Raw genomic sequence first — 14,602 nt, 5'->3', positions numbered from 1 at the left:
CTGGTGGATTCGTCAGGCTATTACCCGCTCCATCGCGGACCAAGCCCGTACCATCCGTATACCTGTACACATGATTGAGACGATCAATAAACTGAACCGTATTAGTCGTCAGATGTTACAGGAAATGGGCCGCGAGCCAACGCCAGAAGAATTGGCTGAACGTATGTTGATGCCGGAAGACAAGATCCGCAAAGTACTGAAAATTGCTAAAGAGCCAATCTCGATGGAAACTCCCATTGGTGATGATGAAGATTCGCATCTGGGCGATTTCATTGAGGACAGCACTATTATCCAGCCACTGGATTCAGCTACCTCAGGCAGCCTGAAGAGCGCCACCCAGGAAGTGTTAGCTGGCCTTACCGCCCGTGAAGCGAAAGTGCTGCGTATGCGTTTCGGAATTGATAAGAACACCGACCATACACTGGAAGAAGAAGGCAAACAGTTTGACGTAACCCGTGAGCGTATTCGTCAGATTGAAGCCAAAGCACTGCGTAAATTGCGCCACCCCAGCCGCTCTGAGCAGTTGAGAAGCTTCCTGGACGAGTAAGTTCAGCTAAATCAAGACATCGATTAACATACCCCCTGCTCGCAGGGGGTATTTTTTTATCTACTGCCCCTCATACTTCCCAGATTACTGCTACGCTAGAAAAGAGTGTTCATAAGCACTTGATCATTGATAACCGCTAATTTTTGTCGATGCCTGCCGATACAGAATAGGATCTCCAAGCTAGTCGTTATTGCTTCGGGAGTTATCTTGGGGTGTCAGTTAAGAGGTTTGCAGTCATGTCTTACCGCTGTATTGAAGCTTTAATGATCAACGCATTGGACTGGGTTGATGAATGGGATCCCATGAAGGGGCATAGATTTCAACGCGTTTCTTCTGACGGTGGAGTCGTTAATCTAGCCGTTGGCGATATCGACCACGATGGCATGTGTTACCGCGCTCTGAAGATTTTTGATGTTGTTATTCCAAGCGAGAAACGAGAGCAAGGACTTTACTCTTTCTTTGTTCATCGCTTGGAAGATATGGCCTTTAGCTTTGGCGCAATCTGGCACGAACAGGTCGACAATCCCATCCTTCGGGACCGCCACATTCGCTATAAGCTCAGACGCCGAGGCCACAGTTTTTACAAGATTACCGGCTCTCCCCATCCCAGACGCTTGCTGGTTGGCCTTAGTGCCCTTCATCAAGGCCAGCAACCAGTAGGAACGATAAACCCTTAGTAAAGGCGAGCTATTCCAGCTCGCCTTTACGATAAGGTATTTCGTCGTCCAAGCGCTCCAGCTCATGCGTGCGACGCAGCGGCGAATCGGTGTGGCGTGCCAGCCAGAAATAGGCCGTGGGCACCACATAAAGCGTCATAAAGGTTGCCATCATCACACCGGCGAAAATCACCATACCTATAACCATGCGGCTCTCTGAGCCTGGGCCACTGGCGAGTACCAAAGGCAGTGAGCTGAAAACCGTGGTGAATCCTGTCATCACTATGGGGCGTAACCTTTGTCTGGCAGCCTGCTTGAGAGCTTGCTCAAACTCGACGCCCACGTCACGCAGTTGGTTGGCAAACTCAACAATCAAAATACCGTTTTTCGCGGCCAGCCCGATCAACATAACCAGTCCAATCTGGCTATATATGTTGATTGAGAGATTACTTAAATACAGGCCTATGTATGCCCCAAGCAGTGCCAAAGGCACGGTCAGCATAATCACCAAAGGATGTATCCAACTCTCAAACTGGGCGGCAAGCACTAAATAGGTCACGGCCAACGCCAGAGCAAAAATAAACAGGATAGAATTGCCTGACTCCTGATAAAGCAGCGACTCACCGCGATAGTCCACGGCGATAGTATCGGATAATTCTTCATCCACTACCTTGTTCAGGAAGGTCAATGCCTCACCTAAGGTATAGCCATCAGCCAGGTTGGCAGTAATAGTAATGGAACGCATTCGATTGTAACGGTTCAGCGTGGAGGACGTTGCTCCTTCTTCAAAAGTCAGCAGGTTATCCATAGGGATCAACTGACCGCTGCGCTTGGAGCGAACATACAAATTTTCAATGCTTTGTGGCGAGCGGTAGTCTTCTTTGTTGCCCTCCATAATCACATAGTATTCTTGCCCGCGATCCAGATAGGTAGAGACACGGCGCTGACCCAGCATGGTTTCCAAAGTCCGGCCGATATCACCAATTGATACGCCTAAATCAGCCGCACGGTCACGATTAATCTTCACCAGAAGCTGCGGCCAGGTTTCCTTGTAGTCACTATCTAATCTGACCAACCCCGGATTTTCTGCCGCCTTGGCCATAACGATATCTCTGGCCTCGACTAAGTCTTCATAGGTATCGCCTTTCAATACAAACTGTACTGGTCGGCCCATACCACGGCCTCCCAGACTGCTGCGCATAATGGCAAAGGCTCTGACATCGGGAATTTCGGATATCTTGGCGCTCACTTCATTCATCAACTCGAATGTAGAGCGCTGTCGATCCTGCCAGTCTACGGCACCGACAATAGCAATACCCGCCGACCCACCAAAGCCGGGCGTGCGTACCAGTACCCGATTCACTTCGCCTTCTGCCAGATAGGGCAGCAAAATAGCCTCAATCTTGGCAATATTGCGGCTGTTGCTTTCAAAGCTGGCCCCTTCAGCGGCCTGCATCATAATAAAGAAGTTACCGCGATCTTCTCTTGGCACAAACTCACTGGGTATTTTGCTGGAAAGACCATAAAGCGCCACCAGGCTCACGGCCACCATTAAAAAACTCACAACAGGCTGATGCAGACTTTTGCCCAGGGAATTGAAATAGCCGCGCTCTAATTTCGTAAAGCCTTTATCAACAAAGCGCCCAAACCAACTTCCCCGCTCTCGCTTTTGCAGGATCTTAGAACATAACATGGGAGATAAGGTTAGTGCGGTGAAACTGGAAAATGCCACCGCAGCGGCAATAGCTACAGCAAATTCGGTAAACAACCTGCCGATATTGCCCTGTAAAAATACCAGTGGCAAAAACACCGCGACCAGCACCAAAGTAGTGGCGATTACCGCAAAGCCGACTTCACGGGCCCCCCGGTACGCAGCCAGAAGAGGTGGCTCGCCCATTTCCACCCGGCGGTATATGTTTTCCAGCACCACGATGGCGTCGTCCACCACCAATCCAATAGCTAAAACCAGTGCCAGCAAGGTCAGCAAGTTGATGGAGTAACCCAGCATATACAGCACCATAAATGCCGCCACTAAGGATACGGGTACTGTAACGGCAGGAATGATGGTGGCTCGCACATTGCCAAGGAAGAGATAAATAACAATCACCACCATAGCCATGGCAATAGCCAGGGTCTCATACACTTCATCAATGGAATCTTCGATAAACACCGACGAGTCATAGCTGGGGACAATAAAAATATTCCCTGGCAGATTGGTTTCAATGTCGGCGATGGCTTTTCTGGCAGCAATAGCCACATCCAGCGTATTGGCTTTGGATTGCTTAACAATACCAAGGCCAATCATATTCACGCCATTGCCACGAAACTCTGTTTCATCGTCCTCGGCGGCCAGTTCTACCCGCGCAACTTCACCCAATCTCACCAGATAGCCGTCGTCATCGCCGGTTTTTATGGTTAGCTGCGAGAAATCATTAGGCGTCAGGAAGGTTCTCGCCACCCGAACTTCAAAATCCCGGTCATCCGACTCGATAACCCCAGCTGGCAATTCCACGTTTTCGGCCCGAATCACCTGCTCGATATCTGTAACTGTGATGTTACGCGCTGCCATCGCATTGCGGTCAAGCCAAACCTTCATGGCATAGGTGCGTCCTCCACCTATTTGCACCCGGGCCACACCGTCAACAATAGCTAATCGGTCAACAATGTAACGGTCAGCATAGTCCGTGAGTTCCATCACCGACATAGTGTCACTACGCAGGTTGTACCACACCACGACATCTTCATCAGAATCCGATTTAAACACTTCGGGCGGATCCGCTTGCTCGGGCAAGTTGTTTAATGCACGGCTCACGCGCTCGCGCACATCATTGGCAGCAGCATCGATATCGCGGTGCAGTTCAAATTCAATACTAATAGATGAGCGGCCGTTACGGCTGCTGGAGGTAATGTTCTTTATGCCTTCAATACCGCTGATTCGGTCTTCCAACAGTTGGGTAATACGGCTTTCGACAATATTTGCAGAAGCACCAGGATAGTTGGTGTTAATAGAAACAATAGGGGCATCCACATCCGGGTATTCACGCAGTGACAGCATGCTCACTGCAACTACACCAAACACAATGAGGAGTAAATTGACGACCGAGGCAAAGACCGGACGTTTAACCGATAAATCTGACAGCAGCATGGTTACTCCTGGATCCTGACTTGAACGCCTTCACTTAAACGCAAGGTACCTTCAACCACCACCTTGTCACCGGATTCAATCCCCGACAGAATTTGCGCCACCCCAGGCTTACGCCGACCAACATTGACTTCGGTCTGATGTGCCCTATTGTCACTGTCGACAACATAGACATATTGTTTGTCCTGAATAGGTAGCAGCGCCCCTTCAGGCAATATCAGGGTATTCAGTACCTGTTTTTGCAGATTAATTTGCAGCAGCATTCCAGGGCGTAGCTTTAGTTCAGTATTATCAATAATCGCCCTGACCTGCACGGCACGGGTTACAGGGTCAATACGCGAATCTAAACTGGAAATCTCTCCGTGAAACGCTTCCCCAGGATATGCAACAGTACTGGCAATGACCAACTGCCCTTTAGCAACATCCGGCAAGTGAGATTCAGAAATACTGAAGTCCACTTTAATCTGAGTGAGATCATCGAGGGTGGTAATCACATCGCCAGGCTTAACCAAAGCACCTTTACTAATCCGCCGAATTCCTAACCGCCCCCTAAAAGGAGCTCGAATCTCCAACTCAGCTAAGCGTGCATTAGCCACTTCCAACTGCGCAGCCAGAGCATTTACACGGGCTTCCTGGGCATCCAACAATTGCGCAGAGGTAGCATTTTCTTTGGCCAAATCACGGATGCGCACCAACTGACGTTTTGCTTCCTGCAGATTAACTTCTAACTCATTGACCCTGGCTTTTTCCTCACGGTTATTGAGGCTGACCAACAATTGCCCCTTCTCAACCAGATCACCGTCATCAAAGACAATACTGTCGACGATCTCGCTTTCCAATGCGGTGATGGCAACGGCCTCATTTGCCCTGGCGGTGCCAAGAGCTTCAATAAGCACGGCAAATTCCTGCTCTTTAACTTCCTGCACTTTAACTGGCACAACCTGCATCATTCGCTGGTTTTGCTCTTGTTCATTTGGCAGATAAACATATACGGTTAACGCTGCGACCAGCAGCAAAATGATCAAGACAGGTGAAATATTGCGTTTATTGGTCATCTAGCCTGTTGTCCCAAAGGTAATTCATTGTTTTTACTCGCTACGCTGTTCTACGGCGCGCATTTTTATATCAGCTAATGCAGTATGGCAGAGATAAGCCCGAAGTATTGATCCGTATTGACCATCCGCCTAATATGGGCGGCATCCTTTCTGCAAGATCTCTGTGCTTTGCGAATTACTGCCCTTATCGCCTGTATATGCTTCCTTCTGGCATGCTCTTCAGAGCCTCCGGCCGATCCCATGTGCCGGGTCAAGGAACAGACTAAGGAGGCTACTCCCGGTAACGCCGCATGCCTAATAAAAATCGACAAATGGTTGCTGACTATAGGTCATCGACATTCAGGTAAATTAGACCTGCCTGGCGGTTTGAGTAACGGACAAGAAAGCGCGCAATGTACGGCTCATCGTGAAACCTGGGAAGAAACCGGATTTAATGTAGAGGTAGGTGCATTTCTCGGTGAAAACGAAGCAGGCTTTCGCTTTTATGCCTGCCAGTTGCAAGATGATTTTGGCAGCGAGATGAAAGCCTTTCCTGTACCTGATTGGTCACGTATGGAAATTAGCAGCATTCAGCTAACCGACCCCTTTGAGATTCAGATCCATGATTGGCGTTTTGAAGAAGAATTATTGCAGATCAGGGCGCTATTCAATAAGGCTGATGAAACCGATGAAAAACCTTCTGATATCGAGTAATTAACACCAATCCATTATAAGCACTAGGTCTGTTAAAAATGAGTCGTGTCATCCATATTCAAAATACCAAGAACAAAAACCAACATATTGATTTTAATCAAATTATTAGTTAAAAATCTTGAATTTTAGCTATGTTAACCATTTAAAAACTTGCTCAACAAACAAACAGCTTTTTAATTTACTCATTAAAAAAAGCCGGTTAACGCAAAGTTAGACCGGCTTTTTTCAGCTCTAACCCAATTTATCAGGTATTTACTTTATTCTGATGTTTTTTCCGATAATTCCACATTAGATATCTGAGCAAGGCTTGGTGTTGAACTAGCGAACCACAAGGACATAAAGTCCTCGGTAATTTTTTGTTCAATCTCTGTCGCTTGCTCAGTGGGACAAAAGATTTTAATCCGCACTTCAGTGTCACCAAGATGATTGGTGGTTACCCTTATATCAGGATCAGGCCCGGCAATTACCACATCCAGACGCTTTTGAATAAGATTGTTGTAACGCATAGCAACATCCCTGAAATGCTCACAATGGCCGCGCGCTCGATTAAGTAATTCCTGCTTAAAGGCAAACACATTGACCGTCTGATCCCTCACCAAGGTGAAGGTATGGCTGGCATAACGCTTCAAATAATTGAGGTTTTTAACCGTACTGGTGACCAGTAAGTTGTTTGGCAGATTCAAGGTCTTACCTGTGTATTGGTAGGTCTCCATATCGACTTCCAATAAGGTCAGAGTAAACCAGTGAGACTCCATTACCTCGCCATGATAGTTGCCCACCTGGATCCAGTCGCCCACCCTGAACATACGAGTACTAGTGGCGTACAGGAAGCCCATAATGCACTGAATAAATTCTCTGGTCGCCAATACAATAGCAACCATAAAAGCAGCAATAGACAGTGCCAGATTCTGTAGTTCGGTTGACCATACCACCAGTAAAAACAAAACCAACATGAAGTTAGTCGCATTCTTAATGGCGTTAACTACATGTCGCTTATCTTCATCTTTGCGTTTGGCTCGTCTACGGATCAGTCGCAGGATCCACTGACGCACCACAAGAAACAATGCGCCGAAGGCCACCGACATCACCAGTTTATGACCCACAATAAACTCCAGGGCCCTTTCCAACCAAACTTCCAAACTTACTACTCCTGACTTGTAGAATGACTAAACACTAAGCTTTTCATGACACCGAATTGCACATGAACGCTATGCACTATCAACCTTGATAAAGAGCCAATTGGTCAATGCGCTTTTGAATTTCTTCCAGTTCAGCTTTGTAAGCCTGGCTATCGACTTGCTGATAACGCTGCTTAAATGCCTGTTTATCGAAGCCTTCGGGCAAGCCATCTACCGATGGAAAGAACAAAGCTTCGTTACCTAGTCCAGCCATCATCTGCTGAAAATTTTCAGCCGTAGCCGGGTGGGTTGCCAACTCAGCAAAACGAATGCCGGTCATATCTGCTGCCAGGTCTACAAAGCTGAAGCCACTGCCTTTTTTGGCTCTGTCCATCAGTTCTTTAAATTCGCCAATGGCAATGCTAATACCTTGTTCAGACAGCAGTTTTATCGCCGCTGAATAGAGAAAGTGCAAACTCAGGTCACGGCGCTGGGCTAAAGTGGTATGCGTGGAAATGGTTTGGATCTTGCCACTTTCTCCGCTCAAATCACCGATAAAATGCGAAAAACGATGGCTTCCAGCAAATATAGCAAGCGCCATTATTGCCGCTTCATTTTCTACGCTGGCCACCGCCCCTGATTGAGTGCGTTGCCTGGCTTTATCAAATACATGACCAAGCAGAATTCCCAGAGAAATATCCGACTTAGGCATTGGCATTTGCTGTAATTCTGCAAGATAGTATTGCACCCGCTGACGACGCAGTTCATCGGCTTCCGACAGATTAGACTTGGGCAACGCCTTGAGCTTGGCAACAAGATCATCAAAAGGGGCCACTCGCACCAGCATTCTGTCTTCGCTCAAATGAACTTGCTGGATGCGCTGAACAAAATCCGAAGCCAAGGTTTCACCCAGCTTCCAATCTAACAACCAAAGAAGCGCCGCCTGCGCCCGCTCGCCAGGCAGGCTAATTCCCCCAATTTTTAGAGTCCCTAGTTTTACTCCTTCGGAAGGCAACAGCTCAGCACTGACATTCAAATATTCACCGAAGGGATTGCCAGGTAAATGATAGCTCCAAACCATCCATCCCAGCTCATTGCTTAGTCCAATCTGCCCCTGTAATTTTGGTGCCGCCCGCTGGGCTAACCCTGCCAGACTTTGCAATTGTGGACGGCTCAACTGCACAAATTGCTGGTAACGACTGCGCTTTAATAACCCTGTCAACTGTTGCAGTAGTGGTTGAACTTCATCTGCATGCTCTAATTGGCCTGCCAAGTCTTCCTGTACCCATGGTTTATCTTCCACCACCAGAAAAAGCGTCAATCCGGCCACCATCAGCATTACTAATATTGTTGTACCCAGGCCAAACACCAGCCACTTGCTAGCCTTTATCATTGATATTCCATGTTCAACAAAGTGAAGTTAAGATGCTGTATTTAACCACACTGGTCGTCAATTGACAGAATCGACCTTAGCTAAATTCCCTGGTCCAACAAGCATTTTTGTAACTGCTGCACAGACTCGGCGATTTCCTGCTCGTTTAGTGAAGCGAAACCAAATCGAATATGTACGCCCTTATCTTCTCCCTGTGCGAAAAAGTGCTCTCCGATAAACCCAAGTAATCTGAGTTGTGCTAGCGCCTCTTCAGACAAAACCTTCGAGCAGCGAAGCCATAGGGCCATTCCTCCGGCTGGTAAATCGAAACTCACTTTATCTGCTAGTGCTTCAAACAATAAGCTAGCGGCAAGATCACGACGCTGCTGATAAACCTTACGAGCCTTGCGGATATGCCTTTTAACCAAACCGCTCTCCATTAGGTCTGCAACAGCAAGTTCCACGATGGCATTGCCTTGCCTATCCACCAGCATGATTTGCCCGGCAATACGATCTATCAGCTCCGCCCCTGCAACCATGTAACCCAAACGCAGTCCCGGCGCGAATACTTTGGAAAGCGAACCAATATGAATGACATTTTGTGCATCCTCCAGGCTGGCAAGGGGAGCCACAGGCCGATTGTCATAGTGAAATTCATGATCATAGTCATCTTCGATGACCACAAAATCATACTGGAGGGACAAATTCAACAAGGCCAATCGCCGAGCCGAAGACATACAAACCGTCGTGGGGTATTGATGATGTGGGGTGGTATACACCGCTGCCACACAGTGTTTTTGCAGTAGCTCGTATAAATGTTCGGTATCCAGGCCCTGCTCATCCTGTCGGCAATCTACCACCTCAAATCCCAGTGATGTAAAGGTCGCACGTGCCGGTGGGTAACTAAGTGTTTCCATAACTATGACCCCTTTGCTTGGGTCAAGGAGCTGGGCGGAAAGAAAGATCCCCATCTGACTGCCCCTAACCACGCAGATCTGCTCTAGCGCGACACGCATAAAGCGGTCTTGCGTTAGCATCTGCTGGATGGCCCGACGCAGCCTTGGTGTCCCTCGTGGATCGCCATACCCCAGCGTGCCACTGCGAATAGACTCCAGCAACCCACGCCGGGTTGCCCTAGCCAGCTCTTCGTAAGGAATAAGGCGTAAATCTGGGGTGCCGTCGTTACTCACTCGCTGTTCCTGCTCGGCCAAAGAGGCCGCCGGCTGCATGGCATCCAACTTATTTGGCACTCTCAATTTCGCATGCGCCGGCACAAGTACCTTTTCCAGTTCTCGCACTTCAGGTAGTACCGGGCTAACACGGGTAGCACGCCGAGGTTCACTGACCAACCAACCTTGGGCAATCATGTCATCAAATGCCCATTGCACCGTCTTTCTGTTCACCCCGAGTTGTTCAGCCAACACCCGACTCCCAGGCAATACATCACCCGGTTGCAGCCGCCCCTGCTGAATCTGTGTAATCAAGCAGTTCAACAGCCTTTCCTGCAAAGTCGAGCCAGATACGTCATCAAGGCGGATATGTAAAGGCCATGGCCTGAGCATTGCCCCTCCTGGACCAGTGTGAATTAAAAAACTGGATGTTTATAGGGGGCCAGAATATCGCTAATTTGCCTTCACACCAACCCCATACACCGGAGGCTTTATGAAGACGGCGGCATTTTCTAAACAAGAGCTGATGCAGGGTGCACAACACCGGATGAATCAGGTGATTCAGGACCCCCTGCTAAGCGACAGGCAAAAACTCGCACTTACTTGCAGAATCTTATTCGACAAAGGTCATGATGCCGGGCTGGCAGGACAAATCACCTGTCGCGCGACAAAAGACGATACCTTTATCACTCAGGCATTCGGTCTGGGTTTTGATGAAATCACGGCGGACAACCTGATGGAGGTGAATGCCGATCTAGAACCCTTGGATGGCAACGGCATGGCTAACCCAGCCAATCGCTTTCATACCTGGATCTATCGCCAGCATCCAGAAGTGAACTGCATCATTCACACTCATCCAACCCATGTAGCCGCCTTGGCCATGCTTGCGGTACCACTGCAAATTGCCCAGATGGATACCTGCGCACTTTATCAGGATTGTGCGTTTTTGCGTGAATGGCCGGGGGTTCCAGTTGGCAATGAGGAAGGGGAGATTATCTCCGCGGCCTTGGGGAACAATCGCGCTATTTTGCTCGCTCATCATGGTCAATTGGTGGTCGGGAAAAGCATTGAGGAAGCCTGCAATCTGGCCATTTTGATTGAACGAGCGGCAAAGCTTCAGCTATTAGCCATGGCCGCCGGGCAAATCCAGCCCTTACCCGAATCGCTCGCACGAGAAGCCCATGACTGGGTATCCACAGACAAGCGCAATAAAGTGAATTTTGCCTACTACGCCAGGCAAGCATTGAAACAACATCCCGACTGCATATAAGGAGTTTCCCATGCAACTATCCGGCATTATTGCCTATCCGGTTACCCCCTTTCATTCAGGCAACGGCGAGATAAACCTTGCCGCATTAACACAAAGCCTGGAGCACTTGATTGAGCAAGACTGTGATGCCATTGCCCCACTAGGCAGCACAGGAGAAAGCGCCTACCTGAGCCTGGCAGAATGGATGAACGTCGCCGAATGTTCGGTTAAAACAGTCAACAAGCGATTGCCAGTGATTATCGGCATTTCCGAGCTCACCACCTCCGCCGCCATCGTAAAGGCGAAGTATGCAGAGCGTATTGGGGCAGACGCCATCATGGTTATCCCGGTGTCTTACTGGAAACTCACCGACAGCGAAATTCAGGCCTATTACCAAGCCATAGCAGATTCTACCTCGCTACCCATTATGGTTTACAACAACCCCGGCACCAGTGGCGTGGATATGTCACCGGAGTTGATTGTGAAAATGGCGGCTGAGATTGACAATGTCTGCATGGTCAAAGAGAGCAGTGGCGATATCCAGCGTATGCATAAAATTTTCAGTTTGTCGCAAGGCAAGCTGCCCTTTTACAACGGCTGCAACCCGCTGGCACTGGAAGCATTATGTGCAGGAGCCAGTGGCTGGTGCACCGCCGCGCCTAATCTGCTTGGCAAACACCCTAAAGCACTGTATCAAGCTGTGCGCTGCGGGGAGCTGGAAAAGGCCCGGCAACATTTTTATCAACAGTTGCCTTTGCTGCATTACATAGTTGCAGGCGGTTTACCCAAAACCATTAAGGCTGGTTTGAGTTTACTGGGCATAGATGCCGGTATCCCACGCCAGCCACTCCAAGAAGCAAGTGCTGAAGATAAAGCCAAGCTGGGCGAGTATATGGCCGCGGTGCAATAGGTACTTATAAAAAAGGGCTGAATATCAGCCCTTGTTTAATTTCGTCAGCGCTTGCAACAAGTACGTTATTGGATAACCGCCAAGTTGCCCTTATTCTCCAGCCATTCCTTGCGATCACCGGCGCGCTTTTTATTTAGCAGCATATCCATTAATTCATGGGTATGGGCATCGTCGTCTACAGTGAGCTGCACTAGTCTGCGGGTGTTGGGATCCATGGTAGTTTCACGCAATTGCAGCGGGTTCATTTCACCTAGGCCTTTAAAGCGCTGCACATTCACCTTGCCTCGCATCTTTTCCGCTTCAATACGATCCAGAATGCCCTGCTTTTCGCCTTCATCCAGGGCATAGAACACCTCTTTGCCCACATCAATTCGAAACAGTGGCGGCATGGCCACATACACATGGCCATGGTCAACCAAGGCACGGAAATGACGAATAAACAAGGCACACAACAACGTGGCAATATGCAAACCATCCGAGTCCGCATCCGCCAGAATACATACCTTGCCATAGCGCAGACCGGATAAATCCGTGCTGTCCGGATCAATGCCAAGGGCCACCGAAATATCATGGATTTCCTGCGAGCCCAGCACCTGACTGGACTCCACTTCCCAGGTGTTAAGAATCTTACCCCGTAGCGGCATCACCGCCTGGATTTCACGATCGCGGGCCTGTTTGGCGCTTCCGCCTGCCGAGTCCCCTTCCACCAGAAACAGCTCACTACGGCTGGTATCCTGGCTGGAGCAATCGGTGAGCTTGCCTGGCAGAGCGGGGCCCTGAGTCACTTTTTTGCGTTCAACCTTTTTTACCTGTCGCAGGCGCCGCTGGGCATTGCTGATACACATTTCTGCCAGCTGTTCGGCGATGTCTGTATGCTGGTTCAACCACAGACTAAAGGCATCTTTGACCACCCCTGATACGAATGCGGCGGCCTGACGGGACGATAAACGTTCTTTGGTTTGACCGGCAAACTGTGGGTCCTGCATCTTGGTGGACAGAATATAACTACATCTGTCCCAGATATCTTCGGGGGTCAGTTTAACCCCGCGCGGCAGCAGGTTGCGAAATTCACAGAATTCCCGCATGGACTCCAGCAGCCCCTGACGCAAACCGTTTACATGGGTTCCGCCCTGCGCAGTGGGGATCAGGTTCACATAGCTTTCAGTAACAATTTCACCGCCTTCGGGCAACCAGATCACCGCCCAGTCAGCGGCTTCATGGTTTCCGGCGATACTGCCGACAAAAGGACTTTCGGCAGGGATACTGATGCTCTCCCCGACCGACTGAAACAGGTAATCACGCAGGCCATCTTCAAAATACCATTCATGGCTTTGGTTATTGACCTTGTCGTCAAAACGAATACGCAAACCCGGACACAGTACGGCTTTGGCACGCAGCACGTGCAGCAACTTGGAAACGGAAAATTTAGGCGAGTCGAAATACTGACTATCCGGCCAGAAACGCACCCTGGTGCCGGTATTGCGTTTACCGCAGGTATCAATCACCTGCAACTCTTCTACCTTATCGCCATTCGCGAAGGCCATCTGATAAACCTGGCCATCCCGGCGAATCGTTACCTCAACCCTGTTAGACAGGGCGTTTACTACAGAAATCCCCACCCCGTGCAAACCACCGGAAAATTGGTAGTTCTTATTGGAGAACTTACCGCCTGCATGCAACTTGGTCATGATCAGCTCAACACCGCTGATGCCATGCTCAGGGTGAATATCCACTGGCATGCCACGACCATCGTCAATCACCTCCAGCGATTGATCTTCAAATAAGGTAACCTTAATGCTGCTGGCATGCCCGGCCAGCGCTTCATCCACGCTGTTGTCGATAACTTCCTGACTCAGGTGGTTAGGTCTGGTCGTATCGGTATACATTCCGGGGCGGCGCTTGACCGGATCCAGGCCACTTAATACCTCTATGGCTTCTGCGTTATAGCTTTGATTTGACATGCAATTTCTACAGTTTTGAGGTTAATTCAGGCCGTTTCTTTAGCAGGGGACAACGGCAGATTTTTTGATGTTATCAAGTCACTGCCGGGCGGGCAATTGTCGTATCCTGCACGCTGAAAAGATCTCGCTGCCCGGGCTTAGGTTGCCCCTGCAAAAAAGCCAAAATACTCATCAGATAGCGTTCAAATCCCTCAAAAGCATGATTGCCTCCGGGCTCAATAGTTAAATGGCAGTCTCGGTACAAAGCTTCCGCCAGCCGATAATCCAGCGTTTCATCCCCTTGCTGCAACAACACCCACAGATTTTGCGGCTCCCGTAATTGTTGAATGGCCAGGGCTTGCAAATCCTCCACATGCGTCTGGGTTAAGGTAAAACGCTCCCCGGTATAGGGGTTTTGATGCTCACCAAGGAAATTCGCCAGCAACTTATGGGGATCCACCGCGGGATTAATGAGCACCGCACGGCCACCAAATTCATTGACCAGATGGGTAGCCAGAAAACCACCCATTGAACTACCGATAAAGGTCAGGGCTTTGCCCTGATGCCGCTTGGCAATCTGTTTGGCTTGTGCCAGAGCTGCCTGCGGAAAGTTGGCCAATTGCGGCACTTCCAAGGTGATGTTAACGGCGTTTTTTGCCATAAAATCTGCAACTTGCTGGGCTTTAACCGATTGCGGCGAGCTAAGAAAACCGTGCAGATAAATCAGTACGTGGTCAGTCATAAATGAAGT

At 49.3% G+C, this 14,602-nt stretch carries 12 protein-coding genes; 5 read left to right on the top strand and 7 right to left on the bottom strand.

The genetic code is table 11. The features are described 5' to 3' along the window. Window positions 1–547 (top strand): sigma-70 domain-containing protein (locus J0A65_RS06900; RefSeq protein WP_269814639.1); only part of this gene is annotated, 547 nt, incomplete at its 5' end. A 236-nt stretch (window positions 548–783) separates the two neighbouring features. Next, complete coding sequence (locus J0A65_RS06895) at window positions 784–1,224, top strand: hypothetical protein (protein ID WP_206593401.1); 441 nt, start codon at window positions 784–786, stop codon at window positions 1,222–1,224. A 10-nt stretch (window positions 1,225–1,234) separates the two neighbouring features. On the opposite strand, the gene J0A65_RS06890 is transcribed toward J0A65_RS06895, so the two are convergent. Both J0A65_RS06890 and J0A65_RS06885 read right to left on the bottom strand, forming a co-directional pair. Further along, window positions 1,235–4,348, bottom strand: coding sequence for an efflux RND transporter permease subunit (locus tag J0A65_RS06890; protein WP_206593400.1), 3,114 nt, complete (start codon window positions 4,346–4,348; stop codon window positions 1,235–1,237). Window positions 4,349–4,350: 2 nt separating this feature from the next. Beyond that, entirely contained in the window at window positions 4,351–5,400 is a 1,050-nt protein-coding gene (locus tag J0A65_RS06885) for an efflux RND transporter periplasmic adaptor subunit (protein WP_206593399.1), read from the bottom strand. 240 nt (window positions 5,401–5,640) lie between these two features. Between J0A65_RS06885 and J0A65_RS06880 the strand changes: the two genes are divergently transcribed. Further along, window positions 5,641–6,093 (top strand): NUDIX hydrolase, encoded by a 453-nt coding sequence (locus J0A65_RS06880; protein ID WP_206593398.1) that lies wholly within the window; start codon window positions 5,641–5,643, stop codon window positions 6,091–6,093. A 257-nt stretch (window positions 6,094–6,350) separates the two neighbouring features. Here J0A65_RS06880 and J0A65_RS06875 read toward each other — a convergent pair whose 3' ends face one another. The 3 genes from J0A65_RS06875 to pdxR form a co-directional block, all read right to left on the bottom strand. After that, entirely contained in the window at window positions 6,351–7,232 is an 882-nt protein-coding gene (locus J0A65_RS06875; protein ID WP_232849777.1) for a mechanosensitive ion channel family protein, read from the bottom strand. A 79-nt stretch (window positions 7,233–7,311) separates the two neighbouring features. Continuing rightward, the gene (locus tag J0A65_RS06870) at window positions 7,312–8,604 is read right to left on the bottom strand and encodes a hypothetical protein (RefSeq protein ID WP_206593397.1); all 1,293 of its coding nucleotides are present in this window, start codon (window positions 8,602–8,604) and stop codon (window positions 7,312–7,314) included. An 80-nt stretch (window positions 8,605–8,684) separates the two neighbouring features. Next, window positions 8,685–10,145 carry a MocR-like pyridoxine biosynthesis transcription factor PdxR gene (gene pdxR, locus J0A65_RS06865; protein ID WP_206593396.1) on the bottom strand — a complete coding sequence of 487 codons (1,461 nt, stop codon included), beginning with the start codon at window positions 10,143–10,145 and terminating at the stop codon, window positions 8,685–8,687. A gap of 100 nt (window positions 10,146–10,245) precedes the next feature. Between pdxR and J0A65_RS06860 the strand changes: the two genes are divergently transcribed. Together J0A65_RS06860 and J0A65_RS06855 are read left to right on the top strand one after the other, a co-directional pair. Continuing rightward, a complete protein-coding gene (locus J0A65_RS06860) occupies window positions 10,246–11,022 on the top strand; it encodes an aldolase (protein ID WP_206593395.1) in 777 nt (258 codons plus the stop codon). Between the two features lie 10 nt (window positions 11,023–11,032). Further along, on the top strand, window positions 11,033–11,911 hold the full coding sequence (locus tag J0A65_RS06855; protein ID WP_206593394.1) for a dihydrodipicolinate synthase family protein: 879 nt from the start codon (window positions 11,033–11,035) through the stop codon (window positions 11,909–11,911). A 65-nt stretch (window positions 11,912–11,976) separates the two neighbouring features. Here J0A65_RS06855 and parE read toward each other — a convergent pair whose 3' ends face one another. Together parE and J0A65_RS06845 are read right to left on the bottom strand one after the other, a co-directional pair. After that, window positions 11,977–13,872, bottom strand: coding sequence for a DNA topoisomerase IV subunit B (gene parE / locus J0A65_RS06850; protein WP_206593393.1), 1,896 nt, complete (start codon window positions 13,870–13,872; stop codon window positions 11,977–11,979). Between the two features lie 73 nt (window positions 13,873–13,945). Beyond that, a complete protein-coding gene (locus tag J0A65_RS06845; RefSeq protein WP_206593392.1) occupies window positions 13,946–14,593 on the bottom strand; it encodes a YqiA/YcfP family alpha/beta fold hydrolase in 648 nt (215 codons plus the stop codon). Window positions 14,594–14,602: the final 9 nt, after the last annotated feature.

Origin of the sequence: Bowmanella yangjiangensis (genome assembly GCF_017255015.1) — a bacterium.
GTDB classification, from domain to species: domain Bacteria; phylum Pseudomonadota; class Gammaproteobacteria; order Enterobacterales; family Alteromonadaceae; genus Bowmanella; species Bowmanella yangjiangensis.
Note: the sequence above shows the minus strand (reverse complement) of the source record. Positions and strands in the feature narration are given on the sequence as shown.

Bases quoted from the DNA above. Each gene is read 5' to 3' on its own strand.
- J0A65_RS06895 (WP_206593401.1), top strand. From the start codon at position 784: ATGTCTTACCGCTGTATTGAAGCTTTAATGATCAACGCATTGGACTGG.
- J0A65_RS06890 (WP_206593400.1), bottom strand. From the start codon at position 4,348: ATGCTGCTGTCAGATTTATCGGTTAAACGTCCGGTCTTTGCCTCGGTC.
- J0A65_RS06885 (WP_206593399.1), bottom strand. From the start codon at position 5,400: ATGACCAATAAACGCAATATTTCACCTGTCTTGATCATTTTGCTGCTG.
- J0A65_RS06880 (WP_206593398.1), top strand. From the start codon at position 5,641: ATGTGCCGGGTCAAGGAACAGACTAAGGAGGCTACTCCCGGTAACGCC.
- J0A65_RS06870 (WP_206593397.1), bottom strand. From the start codon at position 8,604: ATGATAAAGGCTAGCAAGTGGCTGGTGTTTGGCCTGGGTACAACAATA.
- pdxR (WP_206593396.1), bottom strand. From the start codon at position 10,145: ATGCTCAGGCCATGGCCTTTACATATCCGCCTTGATGACGTATCTGGC.
- J0A65_RS06860 (WP_206593395.1), top strand. From the start codon at position 10,246: ATGAAGACGGCGGCATTTTCTAAACAAGAGCTGATGCAGGGTGCACAA.
- J0A65_RS06855 (WP_206593394.1), top strand. From the start codon at position 11,033: ATGCAACTATCCGGCATTATTGCCTATCCGGTTACCCCCTTTCATTCA.
- parE (WP_206593393.1), bottom strand. From the start codon at position 13,872: ATGTCAAATCAAAGCTATAACGCAGAAGCCATAGAGGTATTAAGTGGC.
- J0A65_RS06845 (WP_206593392.1), bottom strand. From the start codon at position 14,593: ATGACTGACCACGTACTGATTTATCTGCACGGTTTTCTTAGCTCGCCG.